Below are 20,685 nucleotides of genomic sequence, written 5' to 3'. Positions count from 1 at the left end.
TAATGCAGGAGTTAGCAATAAAAATAGTAGTGGCTTTGCTAGGAGTATTACTAGTAATCAATTTTGTTGTAGCTAAGAGTTATAAACTGAGCGCTTTTGATATTCAACTGGATCTCGATTTATCAGTGCAACCGACAACAACTATTAACTTTCCTCCTGTAGGTAGGATAACAGCTGCTACTCATTTAACTCCTGTGGACCTTAAGGTGATGCTAGAGGCGATTCATAAGGATAAATTAACGGCAATTATTGAAGAAATAGAGACTAAAGAAGAATTAATTGAATTATTACAATCTAAAGCAGAAACTATTCTCCAACTTTTTGTCTGGCGATTATTGTTGTTGGCTGCTTTAGGAGGAATGGTAGGGGCACTAATTATTGAGACTAACCACTCTAGTCTGCTGCAAGGTTTAGCAGTAGGAGTTGTAGTGGTTATTTTAGTGGTAGTAACTACATATTATAGTTATAATCTACAAGCATTTGCTGATCCTAATTTTGTCGGCATGTTAGAAGCAGCCCCGTGGATGATTAATTTAATTCAAGAAGGGATTAATGATATTGAACAATTAAGTTCTGAAGTAGAATTGATCACTTCTAATATGGCCCAATTATTTAATAAAGTCGATACATTACGTCCTTTAAGTCAAGTTACTGGAGACTTAAATGTATTACATATTTCTGACATCCATAATAATCCAGTAGCTTTAAGTTATGTAGCCCAGATAGTAGATAGCTTTCAGGTTGATTTCATAGTTGATACCGGAGATATTACTGATTATGGTACTCCAGTAGAAGGACAGTTGTTAGAACGAGTAAATAAGTTGAATGTACCTTATATTTTTATAGCTGGTAATCATGATTCGCCAGAAATTATAGATAAGATGAATGATTTTTCCAATGTGACAGTATTAACTTCTGACCTGATAGAGGTTGAGGGATTGACTATTGCTGGGGTAGCCGATCCAGCTGCTAGTGGTAATAAGATTAAGCCATTAAATAAAGAAGAAATGCAGGAATCTAAAGATAAATTGGATAAGTTAGTTAGTGGACTGGAAAAGAAACCGGATATTATAGCTACTCATCATTTCACTATAGCTAAAGAGTTATTAGGAGCTAGTCCAGTTATTTTGCACGGCCATGATCATAGTTTTAAGGTCTATAAGAGAAAAGATAGTACTATAGTTGATGCAGGAACTACCGGAGCAGCTGGAGTTAGGGGGTTTGAAACTCAAAAGAAAATACCTTATTCAGTTGCTTTATTACACTATGATCAATCGGAGGATGCTAAACAAGTTAAGATAATTGATATTATCAAATTTTATAGTCGTCATAGTGGTTTTATGTTAGAACGAAAATTAATTGGGAACTCTCAAACCGATCAAGAACAGAATGGAGGACAATAAATGAGTGAGAAAGTGAGATGTTTTATCGGTATCCAATTAGGACAAGTCAGTCGGGAAAAATTGGATAAGGTTAAACAAGTATTGCGTGATTGTTCATTAGAGGTTAAGTGGGTCGAGAAATATAACTTACATATCACTCTTAAGTTCTTAGGGGCTATAACCCAAAGAGATATAAAGGAAGTTACAGATGTTTTAGCTGATGTTATAGCTAAGCAAGACTCCTTTAGACTGAATATAGAAGGTCTAGGGGCTTTTCCTAATCTGGATTATCCGAAGACAATCTGGGCTGGGGTAAATAAAGGACAACAAAAACTCGAGAAGTTACACCAGACAATAGAACAGGAATTAATTACTTTAGGTTTTAAACAAGATGAGCATGATTATACTCCGCATATTACTTTAGGACGAGTTAATCGAGCCGAGAAGAATCTAGATATTATGAGTCAAAAGTTAAAAGAGTTTCCGTTTCAGATTAAGATAGAAGAAGTAATAGAGCAAATTAGTTTAATAAAAAGTACGTTAACTCCTAAGGGGCCAATTTATAAGTCCTTAGCTGAATTTGAGCTAAAATAATAACAGAATTTACTGATTGAGTTTTGGCTGCAGTTACTTTATAATTGTATACACGACTTATAATTGTTATTTTTAACTGTAAACTGTAGATTGTAAATTATAAACTATTCACGTAGGGAGTGGAATATATGGTAAAAGAAGAAAAAGAGAAAGCATTAGAACGGACTTTAAATCAGATTGAAAAAGAGTTTGGTCAAGGTGCTATTATGAAGTTAGGCGATGCACAAAAAATGGATGTAGAAACTATTTCTACTGGAGCTTTATCTTTAGATGCAGCTTTAGGAGTTGGGGGCATTCCTAAAGGTAGAATTATTGAGGTTTTTGGCCCGGAATCTTCTGGTAAAACAACAGTAGCTCTACATATGATTGCTGCTGTTCAGGAAGAGGATGGAGTGGCTGCCTTTATTGATGCTGAACATGCTTTAGATCCTAAGTATGCTAAAAATTTAGGTGTTGATACTGAGGAATTACTTGTTTCTCAACCAGATGCAGGTGAGGACGCATTGGAGATTTGTGAAGCTTTGGCTCGTAGTGGGGCAATTGATTTAATTGTAATTGACTCAGTAGCTGCGCTAGTACCTAAAGCAGAGATTGAAGGGGAAATGGGAGATGCTCACGTAGGCTTACAGGCTCGTTTGATGTCTCAGGCAATGCGGAAGTTATCCGGTGTGCTCAATAACTCTAAGTGTACTTGTGTCTTTATTAATCAGATTCGAGAAAAGGTAGGCGTTACTTTTGGTAATCCAGAAGTTACGCCAGGTGGTCGAGCACTGAAGTTTTATTCTTCAGTTAGATTGGATATCAGACGGAGAAAGACGATTAAAGATGGAGATGAATATAAAGGAAATCATACTAAAGCTAAGGTGGTTAAAAATAAGGTTGCTTCTCCATTTAGAACAGCTGAATTTGATATTATGTATGGAACAGGAATCTCCCAAACTGGCTGTATCTTAGATTTAGGAGAAGAATATGATATTATTACTCGAGCTGGAGCTTGGTATTCTTATGGTGATGATATTACTCTAGGTCAGGGACGACAAAATTCTAAGGAGTTCTTAGAAGAAAATCCAGAAATCAGACAAGAAATTGAGCAAAAGATTAAACTCGAGTTAGGATTTATAGATGAAGAGGAGTTAGAAGAAGAGACAGCTGAGGAAGTCGAAGAAGCTGAAAAAGAATCTGCTTAATTTGATCCCCCTTCTTAGTTGGAGGGGGTTTTTTAGTGAGTGTGAGTGGGAAGCTATGTGTCATGAGTCATGTGTTGTGAGCAGATAGCAGACAGCAGATAGCACACGACACACAGCACATAGCACACGACACACAGCACATAGTAAGGAGTGAGCTACAGTGGCTGATAAAGGAAAGATTACTAAAATAGAAGCTCAACAGAATAATGCTCAGCGTTGTTCTCTCTTTGTCGATGGTGAATTTTTGTTAGGGATAGATGCTAAGTTAATTGCGGAGTATGATTTAAGTACAGGTCAAAGGATGACAGAAAACTTAGTAGATCAACTCTTAGCTGAGGAAGAATTAGCTACAGCTAAACAGGCAGCTTTTCGCTTGTTATCCTATCGGCAACGGAGTCGACAGGAGTTTAAGGAGAGGTTGGCCCAAAAGGGGTTTGCTAACTCTGTAATTCAACAAGTGGTTACTGTTTTAGATCGGTTGGATTATATAGATGATCGAGACTTTGCTGCTAGTTGGATTCAGGATCGGATTACCAGAGGATTTGGCCCTTATAGAATCCGGAAACAACTCCAGGAAAAAGGAGTTTCCTCTCAGATTATAGAAGAAGAAATAGAACAAGAATATAATTTTGATTTGGAGTATCAACTAGCTTCTAAATTGGCTGCTAAAAAGAAGGGCCGATATGATAATCTATCTTTGTGGAAGCAAAAAGGAAAACTTAAGCAGGTATTACAGCGAAAAGGATTTTCTTTTGAAGTGATTGATTTAGTTTTAAAGGATGTACTAGAGGAGGAATAAGATGAAGCTGTTAGTTATGTCTGATACTCATATTAGAGGGACTACACCTAGTCGGCGAGTGGATAATTTTAAAGAGGCACTATTTAATAAATTACAAGAAATAAGAGAAATAGTTAAAAAAGAAGAAGTTGATTTTATTTTACATGCTGGAGATGTTTTTGATCGGCCTAACCCAGCCCCTTCAGTAGTTAATGAATTTTTGCAAGTTTTTCGTAAATTTTCTGTACCTATTTATGTAGTAGCTGGTAATCATGACTTGTATGGTCATAATCCTGATACATTATCTCGGACTATGTTAGGGGTGCTAGTTAATTCAGGAGTGTTAGAGATAGTTGCTGATCAAATGGTACTTGAGAGGGGAGAAGTTAGTTTACAGTTATCTGGTAAGCATTTTGATTATAATGTCGATACTGATGCTAGCGCCTACCAGGTAATTAAAAGCGAGGAAGTTGATTATGCTCTGCATTTGGCCCATGGTATGTTATTAGAGAAGCCATTTTTTGATCAAGAATATACTTTGATTGAAGATGTAGCAACTGAAGCTGATATTGTTGTTTCTGGACATTATCATTTAGGTTTTGATCAGATAGAGTACCAAGAAACTAAATTTGTCAACCCCGGAGCGTTAATGAGAATCAGTGCCCATAAAGAGGAAATCAATCGGCAACCACAAGTGGCGATTATTAGTTTAGAGGAGGAGATTAAAGTTGATTTTAGGCAGCTGACTTCCGCCCAACCAGGTACAGAAGTGTTGGATAGAACGGCTATAGAGCAGGCGGCTTTTCGGGAAAAGAAACTAGCTGATTTTACCCAGGCTATTAAGGCAGCGGGAGAATTTAAGTATTTTTCTGTAGAACAGATATTAGAAGAGGTAGCCAGTAATGAACAAGTTGATAACCAGGTTAAAGAGGAAGCTTTAGAAAGAATCTCTAGAGCGCAAGAGGAGTTAAGGAGTGAATCAGATTCATGCAGCTAATAAAAGCAATTGAAATTAAGAATTTTCAGTCTCATGCAGATACTAGGATAGAGTTAGACGATGGGTTTAATGTAATAACTGGTCCTTCTGACCAAGGGAAATCAGCTATTGTAAGAGCTTTAAGATGGGTATTGTATAATGAACCACTAGGTGATAATTATATTCAAACTGGTAAGAGGAATTGTCGAGTAAAAGTTGAATTGGATACAGGATATGAAATTATTCGACGACGTACACCTAGTAAGAACGGATATATTATAGTTGATCCAGCAGGTAATCAGCAAGTATTAGAAAAAATTGGACGTTCGGTGCCTCAAGAAGTTACTAATTTACATCAGATGCCTAAAGTTGACCTTGATGTTGATTACGAACTTACTTTGAATTTAGATTATCAGTTAGCAGGGCCTTTTTTATTAGGCCAGCAAAGTAAGGGAAGTCAGCGGGCCAAAGCCCTAGGGCGTCTATTAGATATTCATTTAGTTGATTCTGCTAGTAGAGGGACTAATCGGGATATTCGTCACTGCCAACAGGAGGAAAAAAGATTAAGTATAGATGTAGAGGAGTTAACAAAAGAACTAAAGGAGTTTCAAGATTTACCAGCATTGGCTAAAGAGATAGAAGAAAAAGAAAATCTACTGGAAGAGATCAAAACAACCAAAACCAAATTGGATGAGCTAACTGATTTTAATCAAAAATGGCAGTCTATTAAGCAAGAAGAGAAAAGGCTAGAAAATTTATTAGCAGGATTAAATGACCTAGAGCAGTTAAAAGAGTTACTAGTTGATTGTCAACAAGAGTCAGATAGATTGACTGACTTACAGAAAATTAAAACAGAATTGGCTACTTGTCAGCAGAGGATAGAAGCAGGGGAAGAATTCTTAGCTGAGTTCACTAACTTAAATCAAGTAACTGAGCTGGTAGCTGATTTAGAAAGTACAGTAACAAAATTTGTTAACTTGAAAGAAGTTCAAGTTGATTACCAACAAACAGTATCAGCAATTAACTATCATACAGAGTTATTACAAAAACTAGCAGGTATTTTTCAGGCTAAAGAACAAGTTGAGTCAGCTTCTACTTTAGTTGGAAAACTAGATAAGTTACAACAGTTAAGTGCTGAGTTGATTAGCTGTCAACAACAGATAGAACAAGAAAGGGACTTAATTGCTTTATTTCCTACAACTAAGCAACAAGAGAAATTACTAGCTGATCTAACTGCTAACTTAGAACAATTAGCTAAGCTAAAGGATTTAGCAGCTAAGTGGCACCAGGTTAGACAACAATTAGTCGATAAAGAAGATCAGTTAGAAAAAATCAGTAAAGAAAGAGAGGAATTAATCCTTGCTTACAGTAATTTATTAAAAGAGCAAGGTGAATGTCCTACTTGTTTTAGTCAGGTTGATGAGAGATTAATTAACCAGATTATTAATAACTATAAGGAGGAATCATAATGGGAGATTACCGCAAGGAGATTAATCAATTAAAGGATAAATTAGATCAGGCTAATCGCAAAAAAGCAGTGGCTGAAGATAGATTGGAGAATTTAAAGGAGCAAGAGGAAGATTTATTAAATCAGCTTGAGAAGTATGGAATTAAACCAGAAGATTTAGAAGAAGAAATAACTAAGATAGAAAATAAACTACAGGATTCTTTAGCTGAAGCTAAGGATTTATTACCTGATGATGAAGTACTAGAACAGACAAGGAAGAAGTAGAATGGAAGAACTAACAGAAGTAATAAATAAATTAGAGGCTAATATTGAAGAACAAAAGGAAGAATATCATAGACGTAAAGGAGAGCAAAAGAGGCTAAAAAATACTAAACAACAGAAGTTAGCTCAGTTAAATCAGTGTCAAGAAAGAAAAGAGTTACTTGATCAAGTTAATATTTTATTACAGGAAGTATCAGAGTATGCTAGAGAACAGGCTAGACAACAGATCGAATTATTAGTAACGCAAGCTTTACAAGCAGTATTTGGCACAGGCTTTAGTTTTGAAATCGAGATTGAGAAAAAACGTGGTAGTTTTGTAGCTGGATTTTATGTTCTTTCCCAAGCAGGAGATTATCAAATCAAGAATATTCCGCAGGATGCTCGAGGTGGAGGAGTGGTTGATGTAGTTTCATTAGGATTGCGAGTAGCAATATTAGAGACATTACAACGCCCTAAGATTGCTGGCCCATTAGTTTTAGATGAACCAGCAAAACATGTTAGTGAGGCTTATATTGTTAATGTAGCTCAGTTTCTAAAGACAGTCAACCAACGCTTCGACCGCCAAATTATAGTTGTTACTCACCAACAGCACCTTAGCCAAATAGCTGACCAAGGGTTTAAAGTAACAATGAAAGAAGGTCAGAGCCAGGTGACTAGCTTGACAGAAGGAGTCTAAACAGTTAAAATATTAACAGTATACTAGGTCAGCATACGCATATTAGTTTGTGATAGACATTATCTATTAATTGTTTTTAGTTAACAATTAAATAACGAATGGAGGTGTAGTAGTTGGGATATTTATTGCTAACAATTAGTTTAGTAATTGGCGGTCTAATTGGCTTTGCCATTAGAAAATATATTGGTGAAAGTAAGATCGGTTCTGCTGAGAGTGAAGCAGAAAAGATTATAGAAAATGCCAAAAGAGAAGCGGAGTCAATTAAGCGCGAATCCTTGGTAGAAGCCAAAGAAGAAGCCCATAAAATGAAGGAAAAAGTAGAGAATGAATGTCGAGAGCGGAGAAATGAATTACAAAAGTTTGAGAGTAGATTAGTCAAAAAGGAAGATAATTTAGAACGAAAAGCAAATCAAATTGCTCAAGAGGAAGAAGAGCTTAAGCAAAAACAAAAGAATATTAAGCAGAAGGAAGAAGAAGCTGCTAAACTATATCAACAGCGAGTAGATAAGTTAGAAAGATTATCCGGCTTGACTACTGAAGAAGCTAAGGAATTGTTGTTAAGTCGCGTGGAGGATAAAATAGAGCATCAAAAAGCTAAGAAGATTAAAGATATGGAAGCCCAAGCGAAAGAAGAAGCTAATAAGAAAGCCAGAGAGATTATTTCTTCGGCTATCCAACGTTGTGCTGCTGATCATGTAGCTGAAACTACTGTTTCTGTAGTTAATCTACCTAATGATGAAATGAAAGGTAGAATTATTGGTCGAGAAGGACGTAATATTCGGGCCTTAGAAAGTTTAACAGGAATAGATTTAATTATTGATGATACTCCTGAAGCTGTAATATTATCAGGTTTTGATCCGATTAGAAGAGAGATAGCTCGGATAGCTTTAGAGAAATTAGTAGATGATGGCCGGATTCATCCAGCTCGAATTGAGGAAATGGTGGAAAAGGCTAGAGAAGAAATCGACGATAGGATTTATGAAGTAGGAGAACAGGCTACTTTTGATACTGGAGTGCATGGTTTGAATAAAGAAATCATTAAATTACTTGGTAGATTGAAGTATCGGACAAGTTATGGTCAAAATGTACTACAGCACTCTATAGAAGTTGCTCATCTTTCGGAGATAATGGCTGCTGAATTAGGGGTTAATGCTGATGTAGCTAAAAGAGCAGGTTTACTGCATGATTTAGGAAAAGCAGTTGATCATAAAGTAGAAGGTCCTCATGTGAAGATAGGTGTTGATTTAGCTCGTAAGTACGGGGAACAAGAGGATGTAATTCATGCTATTGAGGCTCATCATGGTGATGTAGAAGCAGAATCTATAGAAGCTGTTTTAGTTGCTGCTGCTGATGCTGTTTCAGCGGCTAGACCTGGAGCTAGGCGAGAGACATTAGAATCCTATATTAAACGGTTAGAAGAATTAGAGACCATAGCTGATTCCTTTACAGGGGTAGAAAATGCGTATGCTATTCAAGCTGGTAGAGAAGTAAGAGTGATAGTTAAACCGGATGAAGTTGATGATGCTCAAGCCAGTAAGATTTCTTATGATGTTTCCCAAGAGATAGAAGATAATTTAGATTATCCAGGCCAGATTAAAGTTACTGTAGTCCGCGAGACGAGATCAATTGATTATGCCCAATAGATTAAATTAGAGCCAACCAGTATTACTGGTTGGCTCTTTACTATTTTAAGAAAAGAGAATTTATATATTTAATTCATAACTTGCTATTAGTTAACTTTAGCATTAGATTAATATTTTTTAATTAAAACCAGGAATTAAATTAATTATATTTAATTACCCAATAAAGAATAAAATTAGTTGTGATTGTGTACAATAACTAATAGTTTAAGAATATTACCAGGTAAATAAGTTATAAATTAGTAATAATAATATTTTTTACATAAAAAAGAAGGAATTATTTTGTAAATATTGAAGTAAATATATGGAATAAGATATTTAATAAAAAATACTTAAAATATTTAAGGAGGTATTTAATTAAACATGGAAGTACTAAAAGTATCATCTAAATCAAGTCCTAAGTCAGTAGCAGGAGCTTTAGCTGGTGTATTAAGAGAAAGAGAGGGGGCTGAACTACAAGCTGTAGGAGCTGGAGCCCTAAATCAGGCAGTAAAGGCGGTAGCAATTGCCAGAGGTTATGTAGCACCAAGTGGAAAGGATTTATTTTGTATTCCAGCTTTCACTGATATTGAGATTGATGGTGAGGAAAGAACGGCTATTAAACTGATTGTAGAGTCAAGATAATTTTAATTAAATTATAGATTAAAAGGCAACCTACATGATGTAGGTTGCCTTTTAATTTTTTGTAGATTGTATATTTTTTCTGTTTTCCTCTAAAACTAGCTAATAAAGTTTAGGATTTGGGGTGAAAATAATGCCTATAGGCGTTGTTATTCTTGTTGGATTAGAATTATTAATTTATTTTGGAGTTGCTGAAGAGATGCTTAAACACTTAGGGATTGACCGACAGACTATATTATTATTTTTAGCAGCTATGATAATAGGAAGTTTTATTGATCTTCCTCTTAGTGATGCGCCTAGAGTTGAAATTAATGTAGGTGGAGCAATTATTCCGTTAATTTTAGCAGGTTACTTGTTGACTAGAGTAGATAACTCAAGTCAGTTAATTAGAGCATTATTTGCAGTGTTAGCTACTGGAGGAGCTATTTTTGCCTTAACAAAATTATACCAATTTGAAGAAGGACATACTCTACTTGATACTAACTTTTTATTTCCTATAGTAGCTGGCGTAGTAGCTTATTTAGTAGGCCGGTCTCGGAGAGTAGCTTTTATAGCTGGAACGTTAGGCTTTGTCGTTTATGATTTATTTCATCTACTACAGGTTACTATGGCAGGCATTCCGGCAGATATTAGAATTGGAGGAGCAGGCATTTTTGATTCAATAGTAATTAGTGGTTTATTAGCTGTTTTGTTAGCGGAGTTAGTTGGTGAGTCACGAGAAAGGTTAACTGAAGAAGAAAATTTATTTGATACAGAGTTAGTGGAGGATATGGAGTTTGGTAAGTTGGAAAATGGGGCAGAAGGGAGGGAGGAGGATGAACAGGAAGACTAATGTGTTAGTGATATTATTTCTTATACTGCTGTTTTTTTCTCCTGGAAGTGAATCTCAGGACGATTATTATACTGTAGTTGATAATAAAGAGGGAGAAGTTATATTTGAGACAGCAATGCAGGTTACAGTAGGAGATTATTATATTAACGAAGAGAATAAAAAGTATAAAGTAGTTGCAATCAATGGTAAACAAGCTAAAGCAGAATTTGAAAAAAAAGTAGAGTTGATTGCAAGTAAGGAAGACCAGGTTGCTTTGACTCAAGGTTTAGTAGCCCAACAAGATAAAAAAGTAATAGCTTTGTATCATACTCATAGTGATGAATCTTATACTCCAACGAGTGGTACACATAGTAAGCCAGGTAACGGGGATATTCAAGAGGTAACGGCTTCTTTAGCTCAAGCTTTAGAGCAAAAGGGGATTCAAGTAAGATATAGCGATGCTAAACATGACCCTCATGATGGTGGTTCCTATGAGCGATCAAGAAGAACAGCTGCTCAATTGAGTCGCCAACGTCCCGATGCTTTATTGGATATCCATCGTGATGGAGTTCCTAATTCTGAAGAATATACTGCTAGTATTAGTGGACGGGAAGTTGCTAAAATTAGGCTTGTAGTCGGTCGGCAGAACCCCCAGGTAAAAGTTATTGATCAATTTGCTAAGCAGTTTAAAGCAGTTACTGACCAGCATTATCCTGGTTTAGTAAAAGGGATTTATTATGCTAAAGGAAAGTATAATCAGGATTTATCGCCTCGCTCTCTATTATTAGAGATGGGAACTCATGTTATCCCGGCTAAACTGGCTGTTAATAGTGTTGATTTAGTAGCTGATTCAATTAATGAATTATTATATGGAAGTGCGCAAGGGTCTTTACCAGAAACATCCAGACAAGAACAAAATAGTAGTTCAATTAATTCTATTCTAGTTATTTTAGTAATTACTTTTCTAGGGGTGGGTCTTTTTCTAGTAGCTAATGAAGGAAGTTTAGCTGGTGTTGTATCACGGCTGAAAAACTGGACTGATTCTGATCCGGAAGGATAAAATTGGTTTATAAATAAATTATAAGTAATTAGGAGGAAAAGAGTGCAATATGGATTTATGATTTTATTAGGGGTTAGTCTAGGGACATTGGCTCGTTTATTGACTTTAAAAGTTGACTATAGACAGTATCCTGGTTACCCTCGGGGTTATCTAGTTCATTTAACTTTTGGATTTATTGCTGCTGCTTTAGGTGGTTTAGTGGTTCCTGCTTTATTAGAAGCTAATTATGTAGCAGTTACTTTTTTAGGGGCTGCTGCTCAACAATTTAGAGGGATTAGAACGATGGAACGTGACTTTTTATCCGAGATAGAGGAGACTGAACTGGTACCTCGAGGAGCTGCCTATATCGAGAATATTGCTAAGGTCTTTGAGGCTAGAAATTATTTAGCTATGGTAACAGCTTTTATTAGTACTTTAGGATATTATCTAGCTAATTTATTTCCTTTTTCCTTGCTACTGCATATGGTATTTGGGGTTCTACTAGGGGGAGGAGTTGGCTATGTTTTTTATTTGGTTATGCGCCAGCAAATTATAGGTGATATTGCTGAAGTTAAAGTAGTGGATTTGGAGTTTACAGGTCCTAATAACCATAATATTGCTATTAATGATGTAGTAATTATGAATGTAGGATTAGAGGAATCACTAGCCAACTGGAAGAAATCTGGTTTAGGGATAGTAGTTGCTCCTAAAGATGATGATTCCCGGGCTACTTTAGCTAATAAGGGCCAAAGACAAGCTATTATCCATGATGTAGTTAATCAATTAGGGGTTAAATTAGACGAAGGAGTCCAAGATTATACTCCTTTAGCTAGATTAAATTTAAATACTGGTCGGGTTTATATTATTATTATTCCTATGGAAAAAGATGAAGCCTGTGTTGAACAAGCAGTTAAAAATACTCCTGTGCTAGAAGGATCTCGTCGTAGGCCATTAGAATCAGAAGCTGGCCAAGCAGCATCTGATTAAGAGAGGAGTTAAGTGCTAAGTATGGATATAACTGATTTTATTTTAGCTATTGTTACTACTAAGGAAGAACAGGATAAGGTAGAAAGTGGTTCGGCACCAATTTTTTATGCTGCAGATGAAGAAGAACTAGAGTATATTGCTATGTTAATCTCGCGCTTAACAAAATCAATGGTTCATGATTTAGGTAATGGAGTTTATATTTTAATCAAACATTAGGAGAGGAAAATGAAAATATTATGTTTAGGTTATTATCAGCAAGGAGATCCCTTGTTAGCTGCATCATTTTATCTGGGGTTATGGAACAGACAACAGCAGAATAATTTACAGCAGTTATTTATTAAAGCTAGTAATCAAGAGGAAGCGGGCCAATTTTTATCCTTAGGAGAGGATAGGACAGGCAATGAGGTATTAGTTGTAGGTTGTCAAGGTCAGGTGCCAATAGTAAGTAGGTTACTGCGTGGACTACAACGGATAGGAAGAACAGATACAGAAACCTTGCTGATTGATACTACTTCTATTAATGATTCGGTGATTAAAACAGGAGCTAAGTTGGCCCAGTATGGTTGGAGACAACTAGGTTGGAGAGTAGTGGAGTTAGGTATTAAATATAAAATGTCTGAAATAGAAAAAGTAGCCACTACAATCAAAGAAAGGACTAAACAACTAGAATGAAGGTGATTTATTATTGTTATGGTAGTGCTCATTCTTCTGTTTTAGCAGCTGCGATTCATGTAGGAAAGCTACCATTAGAAACAGTGCCTACTAAGAATAATATCCAACAATTACCTCATTATGATAAGACTAAATCTTATCAGATAGGTACTCCCTTTTATTACGGTCAAGATGAAGGTAATAATCAAATTTATATTTTAGGAATGGGTAACCAACGAAAATTAATTAAAGGAATTTTATTTAACTTCTTAGAATTATGTGATATAGATAGTCAAGAAATAATGCTAGTAGCAGCTTTACCTTATGTTAATTGGATAACTAAACTAGGTGGTTTATTATCTCGGCGTTATGGATTAGTTAGCTTAGGTAGACCATTAACTATTTATAGCTTACAAAAGGCTTATTTTCAGTATGTTGATCTAGTAACAGAGGTAAAAGAAAGATTAAATAGTCTCCAAAATAATAGCTAACTAAATTTTAGCTTGACTAATTTTATCTGATATAGGATAATAATATATTGGGAGTTAATTATAGAGGTGATTAATAGTGGGCCAACAAGAAGTTGAAGAAATAAATTCTTATCTAGAAATTGAAGGAGTAACTACAGGTAGTATAGCTGATGAATTGGATTTGAAGCCAGGCGATAAACTAATTAGAATTAATGGACAACCTATCAAGGATTTTATAGATTATAAATTTTTGTTAACGGATACTTATGTCGAACTAGAAGTGATTACTCACCAAGAAGAATATTGGGTGCTAGAGGTAGAAAAGGAATATGATCAAAAATTGGGGATTGAATTTTCTGATATCATTTTTGATCAATTAAAGACTTGTGCTAATAATTGTATTTTTTGCTTTATTGATCAATCTCCTCCCCAGGTGCGGGAGACTTTATATTTAAAAGATGATGACTATCGATTTTCTTTCTTATCAGGTAGTTATGTGACTTTGACTAATTTATCTGCTGCTGAATTTGATAGAATTAAGCGGTTGCATTTAAGTCCGCTTAATATTTCAGTTCATAGTACTAATCCGAAGGTCAGATGTAAGATGTTAAATAACGACCAAGCCGGTAATATACTAGAGCAGATTGAGGAATTAGTAGCAGCTGGGATTAAGCTTAATACTCAGATAGTACTCTGTCCTGGCATTAATGATGGGCAGTATCTAGAGGAGACAATTAGAGATTTAGGCCAATTTGCTCCTGCTATTAAGTCCTTAGCTATTGTCCCAGTAGGTTTAACTAAGTTTAGAACAGGATTGGCCGAGGTAAGATCTTTTACCTGTCAGGAAGCCAAAGAGGTAGTCGGCCAAGTCCAGAGTTGGCAAGAAAAATTTAGAGCTGAAGCAGGATTTAGTTTTGTTTATTTAGCAGATGAATTTTATTTTTTAGCTGAGGAACCAATCCCTCCTGCTAATCAGTATGATGAGTTTCTCCAGTTAGAAAATGGGGTAGGAATGGTCCAGGTGCTCTGGGATCAATTTGACCAGTTAGAGGATCAGCTACCAGCTAGTATAGAGGAATCTAGGCAGGTATCTCTTGTGACTAGTGTTTTAGGTAGTCAAGCACTACGCCCCTTAGTGGTTAGATTAAATCAGATTACTAATTTAGAGGTGACAGTAATAGAGGTGGAGAATAGTTATTATGGTTCTCAGGTAACTGTTACTGGCTTATTAACTGGTCAAGATATATTAGCTGCTTTAGATAAGGTTGAGGTAGGTGATTTAGTTTTGTTACCAGAAGTATTACTTAATGATGATAATTTATTTTTAGATGATCTATCTTGGTCTGATTTTAAGGACCAGATTTCTAGTCAGATACTATCAGTTAGTAATCAAGCTAAAGATTTAGTAAAACAAGTGTTAGGAAAAGATATAGGAGGTGGCAGTAATGGCTAAACCAGTTGTAGCAGTTGTAGGTCGACCTAATGTAGGAAAATCGACTCTTTTTAATCGTTTAGTAGGACATAGAATTTCGATTGTAGAGGATGAACCAAGTATTACTAGAGATAGAATTTATTCTGAAACAGAATGGTTAGGTAATTCTTTTTTAATGGTTGATACAGGAGGTATTGAGTTTAAAGAAGAGATAGAGCTTGAAGAACAGATGCGTTATCAGGCCGAGATTGCTATAGAGGAAGCGGAAGTGATCTTATTTGTAGTTGATGTTAGAGAAGGATTAACTGCTGAAGATAGGGAAGTAGCTAATTTTTTACGGCAGGCAGATAAGCCAGTAATTATGGTAGCAAATAAGAGTGAAAATATTGAAGAAGCAAGAATGGCTCAGTATGATTTTTATGAATTAGGTTTTTCTGATATTTATTTAGTTTCGGCGGAGCATGGTCAAGGGACTGGAGATTTATTAGATGCAGTAATCAGTCATTTTCCTGACCAAGATGACCAAGATGAAGATCAACAAACAACTAAGTTTTCTTTAGTGGGTCGTCCTAATGTAGGTAAATCTTCACTAGTTAATACGATGTTAGGTGAGGAAAGAGTGATTGTTGATGATGAAGCTGGAACTACTCGAGATGCAATTGATACTCCATTTAGAAGTGCTAGCCAAGAGTATGTAATGATTGATACTGCTGGGATGAGAAGAAAGAGTAAAGTAGATCAAGGAGTAGAAAGATATAGTGTAATTCGTTCTTTGCGGGCGGTTGATCGCTCAGATGTAGTATTAGTTATTCTTGATGCCCAAGAGGGGATTACTAATCAGGATAAACGAATAGCAGGTTATGCTCATGAAGAAGGTAAGGCTGTAGTCTTAGTAGTTAATAAATGGGATTTAGTTGAGAAGGATAATAATACTATGGATCATTATATTGAAGAGATTAGATATCAGGTCCAATTTTTAAACTATGCGCCTATAACTTTTGTTTCAGCTTTAACAGGTCAGCGAGTGTTGGAATTACTGGATTTAGTTGATTATGTAGTTGAGAAAAATTCTAAACGAGTTAAAAGAAATGTATTAACTGAAGTGGTTAATGATGCGCAAGAGACAGTCCAACCTCCTTCGGATAACCGAGGTAGACGGTTAAAGATTTATTCTGTTAAGCAGATAGGAATTAAACCACCTAAATTTACGTTATTTGTTAATGACCCTGAATTATTGAATTTTTCCTATGAACGATATCTTAAAAATCAGATTCGGAAGGCCTTTGGCTTTGAGGGAACACCAATTTGGATTAATCCAAGAAGAAAGTAGAAAATATAAGGAGGCGAGAGATATTGCAGATAATTTTAGTTATGTTAGCTGGCTACTTATTAGGTTCTATTCCCTTTGGGCTTTTAGTTTCTCAGTTAGTAACAGGCAAGGATATTAGAAATTATGGTAGTGGTAATATTGGTGCTACTAATGCTTTTAGGCTTATGGGGTTGAAGTTAGGTGCTGTGGTAGCTATATTGGATATTGGTAAAGGAGTGCTAGCAGTTAAGTTGGCCCAAAGTTTATTTGGAGAAGCAATAGTAATCTTATTATTAGCTGGTTTGATGGCAGTAGTCGGTCATAATTTATCTATCTTTTTAGGATTTTCTGGAGGTCGGGGAGTAGCTACTTCAGTAGGAGTCTTAGGTAGTTTAGCTCCTATGGTGATGGTTATTGTCTTTACTGTTTGGGTAATAATTGTATTACTTAGTAGGTATGTTTCTTTGGCTTCTATTACAGGAGCAGCTTTGATTCCTATTTTAATGTATTTCTTTGCTAAGAGTATGACTTTGGTTATTTTTAGTCTGTTGTTGGCTGCTTTTGTTATTTATAGTCATCGCCCTAATATCCAAAGACTATTAGCAGGAACTGAGAATAAAGTTGGTTTTAATCAACAAGTAGATGATGAATAAATAAATTCAGGAGGTAGAAAAAATGACAGAAAAAGTAGCAGTAATTGGCGGAGGAAGTTGGGGAACTGCTTTAGCTGTGCAATTGCATAATAATGGCTATCAAGTCTGTATTCAAGATATAGCTCAACAAAAGGTGGCTGAGATCAATCAACAACATAAGAATTCTTATCTGCCTGAGGTGGAATTGCCTACCACTCTAGAAGCTACTGTTAGCTTACAGGAAGCTATAGCTGATGCTAAATTTGTGGTAGTAGTTGTCCCCTCTCATGTTATGCGTTCTGTAGCAGAAGGGTTAAAGGATTTACTAGCTGAAGATACGATTGTAATTAGCGCTAGTAAAGGATTAGAACCAGAAACAAATTTACGAATGACTGAAGTGTTAGGAGAGGAGTTAGCTACTAATCGAATTGTAGCTTTAAGCGGGCCAACTCACGCTGAAGAAGTAATTCAGGATCATCCTAGCACAGTAGTAGTAGCTCATGAAAAGAGAGCAATAGCAGAACAGGTCCAGGATATATTTATGTCCCATAACTTTAGAGTTTATACTAATCCTGATATAGTAGGTGTTGAGTTAGGAGCTACTGTAAAGAATAGCATTGCTATTGCTGCTGGAATAGCTGCTGGATTAGGTTATGGAGATAATGCTATAGCTGCTCTAGTAACAAGAGGTATTACAGAGATTAAGCGGTTAGGAGTAGCCTTAGGTGCTAAAGCAATGACTTTTGCTGGGTTGACAGGACTAGGAGATTTAGTAGTTACTTGTACTAGCCAGCATAGTAGAAATCGGAGGTTAGGTCATAAACTTGGCGCTGGTAAAAGTTTAGAGGAAGCTTTAGAAGAGATGGAAATGGTAGTAGAAGGAGTTAAAACCACTAAGGGAGTTTACCAGTTGGCCCAGGAGCATGAGATTGAGATGCCGATTGTAAGTCAAGTTTATGAGATTTTGTTTAATGATAAAGAAGCTAAACAAGCAGTTAATGATTTAATGTTACGGGGGAAAAAGCATGAAATAGAAGATGTAGCTAAAATGAAAGCTTGGTAAGTTAGCTATAAATTAAGAGTGAAGCTAGGAGGAGGCTATTTAGCCTCCTCCTAGCTTTTTTTATTATTGATATATTGTGTCACCGCAGGTGACACAGTCGCGTGTCGTGTGCTGTGTGCTGTCAGCCAATTCAAAACATTCAAATTCAAAATCTAACCCTTATAATTCCTATATTCTAAAGGGCTGAACTATATCTATGGTTTTGAATTGAAGAATTTGACTTCCTACGAGTCCTTTGGACTCTCCGTGAAGATCTGCTCACGACACACCCTACAGGTCTAGAAAACAGACCTTCCGTAATAAAAACCATTTGCAGACAGCTGATAGCTGATATAAAGTGGCACAAAAGTGCCACTTTATATCAATTATGTTTTATTTAATAGATCCAACTAAGAATTTTAGCATTATAATAGTGTAGAAACTTTACAATTTTATCTAAATTTTATTCACGGTACTGTTTTTAAAGCTGTAACAAATGAAATATTAGTGAAGCAAAGCACCTCTGGGATCATATAAATTTAAGATATGATTATATTCATTAAATTATGGAGGATAAGTTTGCTTACAGAAATATCTTATTTTGTGTCTGCCCCCTATTATTTCTTTGCTCCAGGAATATTCTAAATTATAGGTCATATATATATAGTGATACCAGTTTAGGAAATAGGGGAGGGAGACTAAATGGAATCATTCAATATCTATCAAGATATTGCTACTAGGACAAATGGTGATATTTATATAGGCGTAGTAGGACCAGTTAGAACAGGTAAGTCGACTTTTATTAAGAAGTTTATGGACTTGTTGGTATTACCTAATATAGAAGATGAAAATAGCCAAGAAAGGACTCAAGATGAACTACCCCAAAGCGGTGAAGGAAGAAGGATTACAACAACTGAACCTAAATTTGTACCTAATCAGGCAATCCAGATTAAGTTAGATGATAACCTTGATTTGAATGTTAGATTAGTTGATTGTGTAGGTTATAAAGTAAATGGAGCTTTAGGCTATGAAGAAGATGAAGGACCTAGAATGGTAACTACACCTTGGTATGAAGAAGCAGTGCCTTTTGAAAAAGCAGCTGAAGTGGGAACAGCAAAGGTGATTAAAGACCACTCTACTATTGGTTTGGTAGTTACTACTGATGGTTCAATTACAGAATTACCACGAGATAATTATGTAGAAGCTGAAGAAAGAGTAATAACAGAACTGAAACGATTAGATAAACCCTTTATTATTACTCTTAATTCAGCCCATCCTGAGAGTAAAGAAACTAAAGAATTGGCTGTTAAGTTGGAAGAAAAATATAATAAACGAGTTATTCCAGTTGATTGTGCTAGTTTGAAGGCAGATGATATAAGTTATATATTACAAGAAGTACTATATGAATTCCCATTACGTGAGATTAATATTGATTTACCTCTCTGGATGGATGAACTCGAGAGTGATCATTGGTTAAGCCAAAATCTAGACGAAAGTATTAACCAAGCAGTTAGTGATGTCTTTAGTCTACGGGATGTAGAAGGTTTTTCCGATTCTTTAGCGGAAACTGATCATTCGCAGCAAGTAAGTGTAACTGATCTTGATTTAGGTAGTGGAGTAGCTGATTTGGATTACAGATTAGATAGTGATTTATTCTATCAAGTATTAGAGGAGACGACAGGTCTAGAGATTGGAGATGATCGAGAATTATTTAGTCTGATTAAGGAATTAAGTGTAGCTAAAGAAGAGTATGACCAGATAGCTGATGCTTTAGAGGAAGTTAAAGAGCGAGGCTATGGGATTGTAACCCCTGATTTAGAGGATATGGTCTTTGCTGAGCCAGAAAAGATAAATCGTGGCGGGCATTTTGGTGTTAAATTACGAGCTTCGGCTCCTTCAATCCATTTAGTCCGGGCTGATATAGAGACTGAGGTCTCTCCTGTGGTAGGGACTGAAAAGCAGTGTGAAGAGTTAATTGAATTCTTTAATACAGAATTTGATGAGAATCCACAAGCAGTCTGGGATTCAGACTTTTTAGGCCGTTCACTGCATGAATTAGTTAAAGATGGTATTAACAATAAGCTATACCGGATGCCAGTTAACGCCCAGGAGAAGTTACGTGATACCTTAGAGAAGATTGTAAATGAAGGAAGCGGAGGTTTGATTTGTATTATATTGTGATTTATTTCCGGTCTATTAGGCCGGTTTTTATTTTTTTTTGAAAAAAGAAGGGGAAAGGAAGGATATCAAGAATTCTATCAGTGGCATAATAATTATTAACAGGCCAATGTTTTAAATAATTTTATCAAGGAGGTAATTAATAATGGCTAATAATATCACAAAAACTGACTTAGTAGATCAGGTGGCAAATAAGACAGGATTGACTAAAAAAGATACTAAAGAGACAGTTGATGCACTATTAGAGACGATTACTAATAACTTAACTGAGGAAGCTAATAAACCAGCGGAAGAAAGAGCTAAGATCCAATTTATTGGTTTTGGCAGTTTTGAGGTACGAGATCGTAGTGCTAGAACTGGTCGTAATCCGCAAACTGGTGAAGAAATGGAGATTCCAGCGCGTACTGTACCAGCTTTTAAAGCAGGTAAATCACTTAAAGAAGAAGTTAATGTTAAATAGAATAGAGCTATTCTGAGGCAGGAGGGCTACTTCCTGCCTTTATTAATTTGAAAAATAATTAGTTTTTGACTATAATAGTAGATAGTAATTA

General features: G+C 35.7%; 22 protein-coding genes. All 22 read left to right on the top strand.

Annotated elements, in window-relative coordinates:
* Positions 1-2: 2 nt before the first annotated feature.
* The 22 genes from ACYQ3D_RS00695 (at position 3) to ACYQ3D_RS00590 (ending at position 20,594) form a co-directional block, all read left to right on the top strand.
* The gene (locus ACYQ3D_RS00695; protein ID WP_459835051.1) at positions 3-1,403 is read left to right on the top strand and encodes a metallophosphoesterase family protein; all 1,401 of its coding nucleotides are present in this window, start codon (positions 3-5) and stop codon (positions 1,401-1,403) included.
* Positions 1,404-1,976 (top strand): RNA 2',3'-cyclic phosphodiesterase, encoded by a 573-nt coding sequence (gene thpR, locus ACYQ3D_RS00690; protein ID WP_459835048.1) that lies wholly within the window; start codon positions 1,404-1,406, stop codon positions 1,974-1,976.
* Between the two features lie 128 nt (positions 1,977-2,104).
* Positions 2,105-3,163 (top strand): recombinase RecA, encoded by a 1,059-nt coding sequence (recA, locus tag ACYQ3D_RS00685; RefSeq protein WP_459835046.1) that lies wholly within the window; start codon positions 2,105-2,107, stop codon positions 3,161-3,163.
* Between the two features lie 160 nt (positions 3,164-3,323).
* Entirely contained in the window at positions 3,324-3,962 is a 639-nt protein-coding gene (locus ACYQ3D_RS00680; RefSeq protein WP_459835044.1) for a RecX family transcriptional regulator, read from the top strand.
* A 1-nt stretch (position 3,963) separates the two neighbouring features.
* Positions 3,964-4,938 carry a metallophosphoesterase family protein gene (locus tag ACYQ3D_RS00675; protein WP_459835041.1) on the top strand — a complete coding sequence of 325 codons (975 nt, stop codon included), beginning with the start codon at positions 3,964-3,966 and terminating at the stop codon, positions 4,936-4,938.
* The gene (locus ACYQ3D_RS00670) at positions 4,929-6,386 is read left to right on the top strand and encodes an AAA family ATPase (protein WP_459835039.1); all 1,458 of its coding nucleotides are present in this window, start codon (positions 4,929-4,931) and stop codon (positions 6,384-6,386) included. The genes ACYQ3D_RS00675 and ACYQ3D_RS00670 overlap by 10 nt, the downstream gene beginning before the upstream one ends.
* Positions 6,386-6,649 (top strand): hypothetical protein, encoded by a 264-nt coding sequence (locus tag ACYQ3D_RS00665; RefSeq protein ID WP_459835036.1) that lies wholly within the window; start codon positions 6,386-6,388, stop codon positions 6,647-6,649. The genes ACYQ3D_RS00670 and ACYQ3D_RS00665 overlap by 1 nt, the downstream gene beginning before the upstream one ends.
* Position 6,650: 1 nt before the next feature.
* A complete protein-coding gene (locus tag ACYQ3D_RS00660; RefSeq protein WP_459835034.1) occupies positions 6,651-7,322 on the top strand; it encodes an ATP-binding protein in 672 nt (223 codons plus the stop codon).
* 113 nt (positions 7,323-7,435) lie between these two features.
* On the top strand, positions 7,436-8,965 hold the full coding sequence (gene rny / locus ACYQ3D_RS00655; RefSeq protein WP_459835031.1) for a ribonuclease Y: 1,530 nt from the start codon (positions 7,436-7,438) through the stop codon (positions 8,963-8,965).
* 360 nt (positions 8,966-9,325) lie between these two features.
* Positions 9,326-9,586: a stage V sporulation protein S gene (locus ACYQ3D_RS00650; RefSeq protein ID WP_459835029.1), complete on the top strand. Its 261-nt coding sequence runs from the start codon at positions 9,326-9,328 to the stop codon at positions 9,584-9,586.
* Between the two features lie 130 nt (positions 9,587-9,716).
* A complete protein-coding gene (locus ACYQ3D_RS00645) occupies positions 9,717-10,415 on the top strand; it encodes a DUF1614 domain-containing protein (RefSeq protein WP_459835026.1) in 699 nt (232 codons plus the stop codon).
* Positions 10,399-11,454 carry a stage II sporulation protein P gene (spoIIP, locus tag ACYQ3D_RS00640; protein WP_459835023.1) on the top strand — a complete coding sequence of 352 codons (1,056 nt, stop codon included), beginning with the start codon at positions 10,399-10,401 and terminating at the stop codon, positions 11,452-11,454. The genes ACYQ3D_RS00645 and spoIIP overlap by 17 nt, the downstream gene beginning before the upstream one ends.
* Positions 11,455-11,496: 42 nt before the next feature.
* Positions 11,497-12,420 carry a YIEGIA family protein gene (locus ACYQ3D_RS00635; protein WP_459835021.1) on the top strand — a complete coding sequence of 308 codons (924 nt, stop codon included), beginning with the start codon at positions 11,497-11,499 and terminating at the stop codon, positions 12,418-12,420.
* Between the two features lie 21 nt (positions 12,421-12,441).
* On the top strand, positions 12,442-12,636 hold the full coding sequence (locus ACYQ3D_RS00630; protein WP_459835018.1) for a capping complex subunit for YIEGIA: 195 nt from the start codon (positions 12,442-12,444) through the stop codon (positions 12,634-12,636).
* Between the two features lie 9 nt (positions 12,637-12,645).
* Positions 12,646-13,092 (top strand): DUF3189 family protein, encoded by a 447-nt coding sequence (locus ACYQ3D_RS00625; RefSeq protein WP_459835015.1) that lies wholly within the window; start codon positions 12,646-12,648, stop codon positions 13,090-13,092.
* Entirely contained in the window at positions 13,089-13,562 is a 474-nt protein-coding gene (locus ACYQ3D_RS00620; protein WP_459835012.1) for a DUF3189 family protein, read from the top strand. Before ACYQ3D_RS00625 ends, ACYQ3D_RS00620 begins: the two co-directional genes overlap by 4 nt.
* 76 nt (positions 13,563-13,638) lie before the next feature.
* On the top strand, positions 13,639-14,994 hold the full coding sequence (locus tag ACYQ3D_RS00615) for a DUF512 domain-containing protein (protein WP_459835010.1): 1,356 nt from the start codon (positions 13,639-13,641) through the stop codon (positions 14,992-14,994).
* A complete protein-coding gene (gene der, locus ACYQ3D_RS00610) occupies positions 14,987-16,303 on the top strand; it encodes a ribosome biogenesis GTPase Der (RefSeq protein ID WP_459835008.1) in 1,317 nt (438 codons plus the stop codon). The genes ACYQ3D_RS00615 and der overlap by 8 nt, the downstream gene beginning before the upstream one ends.
* A gap of 23 nt (positions 16,304-16,326) precedes the next feature.
* Positions 16,327-16,935, top strand: a complete 609-nt coding sequence (gene plsY / locus ACYQ3D_RS00605; protein WP_459835005.1) for a glycerol-3-phosphate 1-O-acyltransferase PlsY — start codon at positions 16,327-16,329, stop codon at positions 16,933-16,935.
* A 22-nt stretch (positions 16,936-16,957) separates the two neighbouring features.
* Positions 16,958-17,977 carry an NAD(P)H-dependent glycerol-3-phosphate dehydrogenase gene (locus ACYQ3D_RS00600; protein ID WP_459835002.1) on the top strand — a complete coding sequence of 340 codons (1,020 nt, stop codon included), beginning with the start codon at positions 16,958-16,960 and terminating at the stop codon, positions 17,975-17,977.
* A 681-nt stretch (positions 17,978-18,658) separates the two neighbouring features.
* Positions 18,659-20,137: a stage IV sporulation protein A gene (spoIVA, locus tag ACYQ3D_RS00595; protein ID WP_459835000.1), complete on the top strand. Its 1,479-nt coding sequence runs from the start codon at positions 18,659-18,661 to the stop codon at positions 20,135-20,137.
* A gap of 154 nt (positions 20,138-20,291) precedes the next feature.
* Positions 20,292-20,594, top strand: coding sequence for an HU family DNA-binding protein (locus tag ACYQ3D_RS00590; protein ID WP_459835456.1), 303 nt, complete (start codon positions 20,292-20,294; stop codon positions 20,592-20,594).
* Positions 20,595-20,685 lie beyond the last annotated feature (91 nt).

It is taken from the genome of Halanaerobaculum tunisiense, from assembly GCF_054657635.1.
Note: the sequence above shows the minus strand (reverse complement) of the source record. Positions and strands in the feature narration are given on the sequence as shown.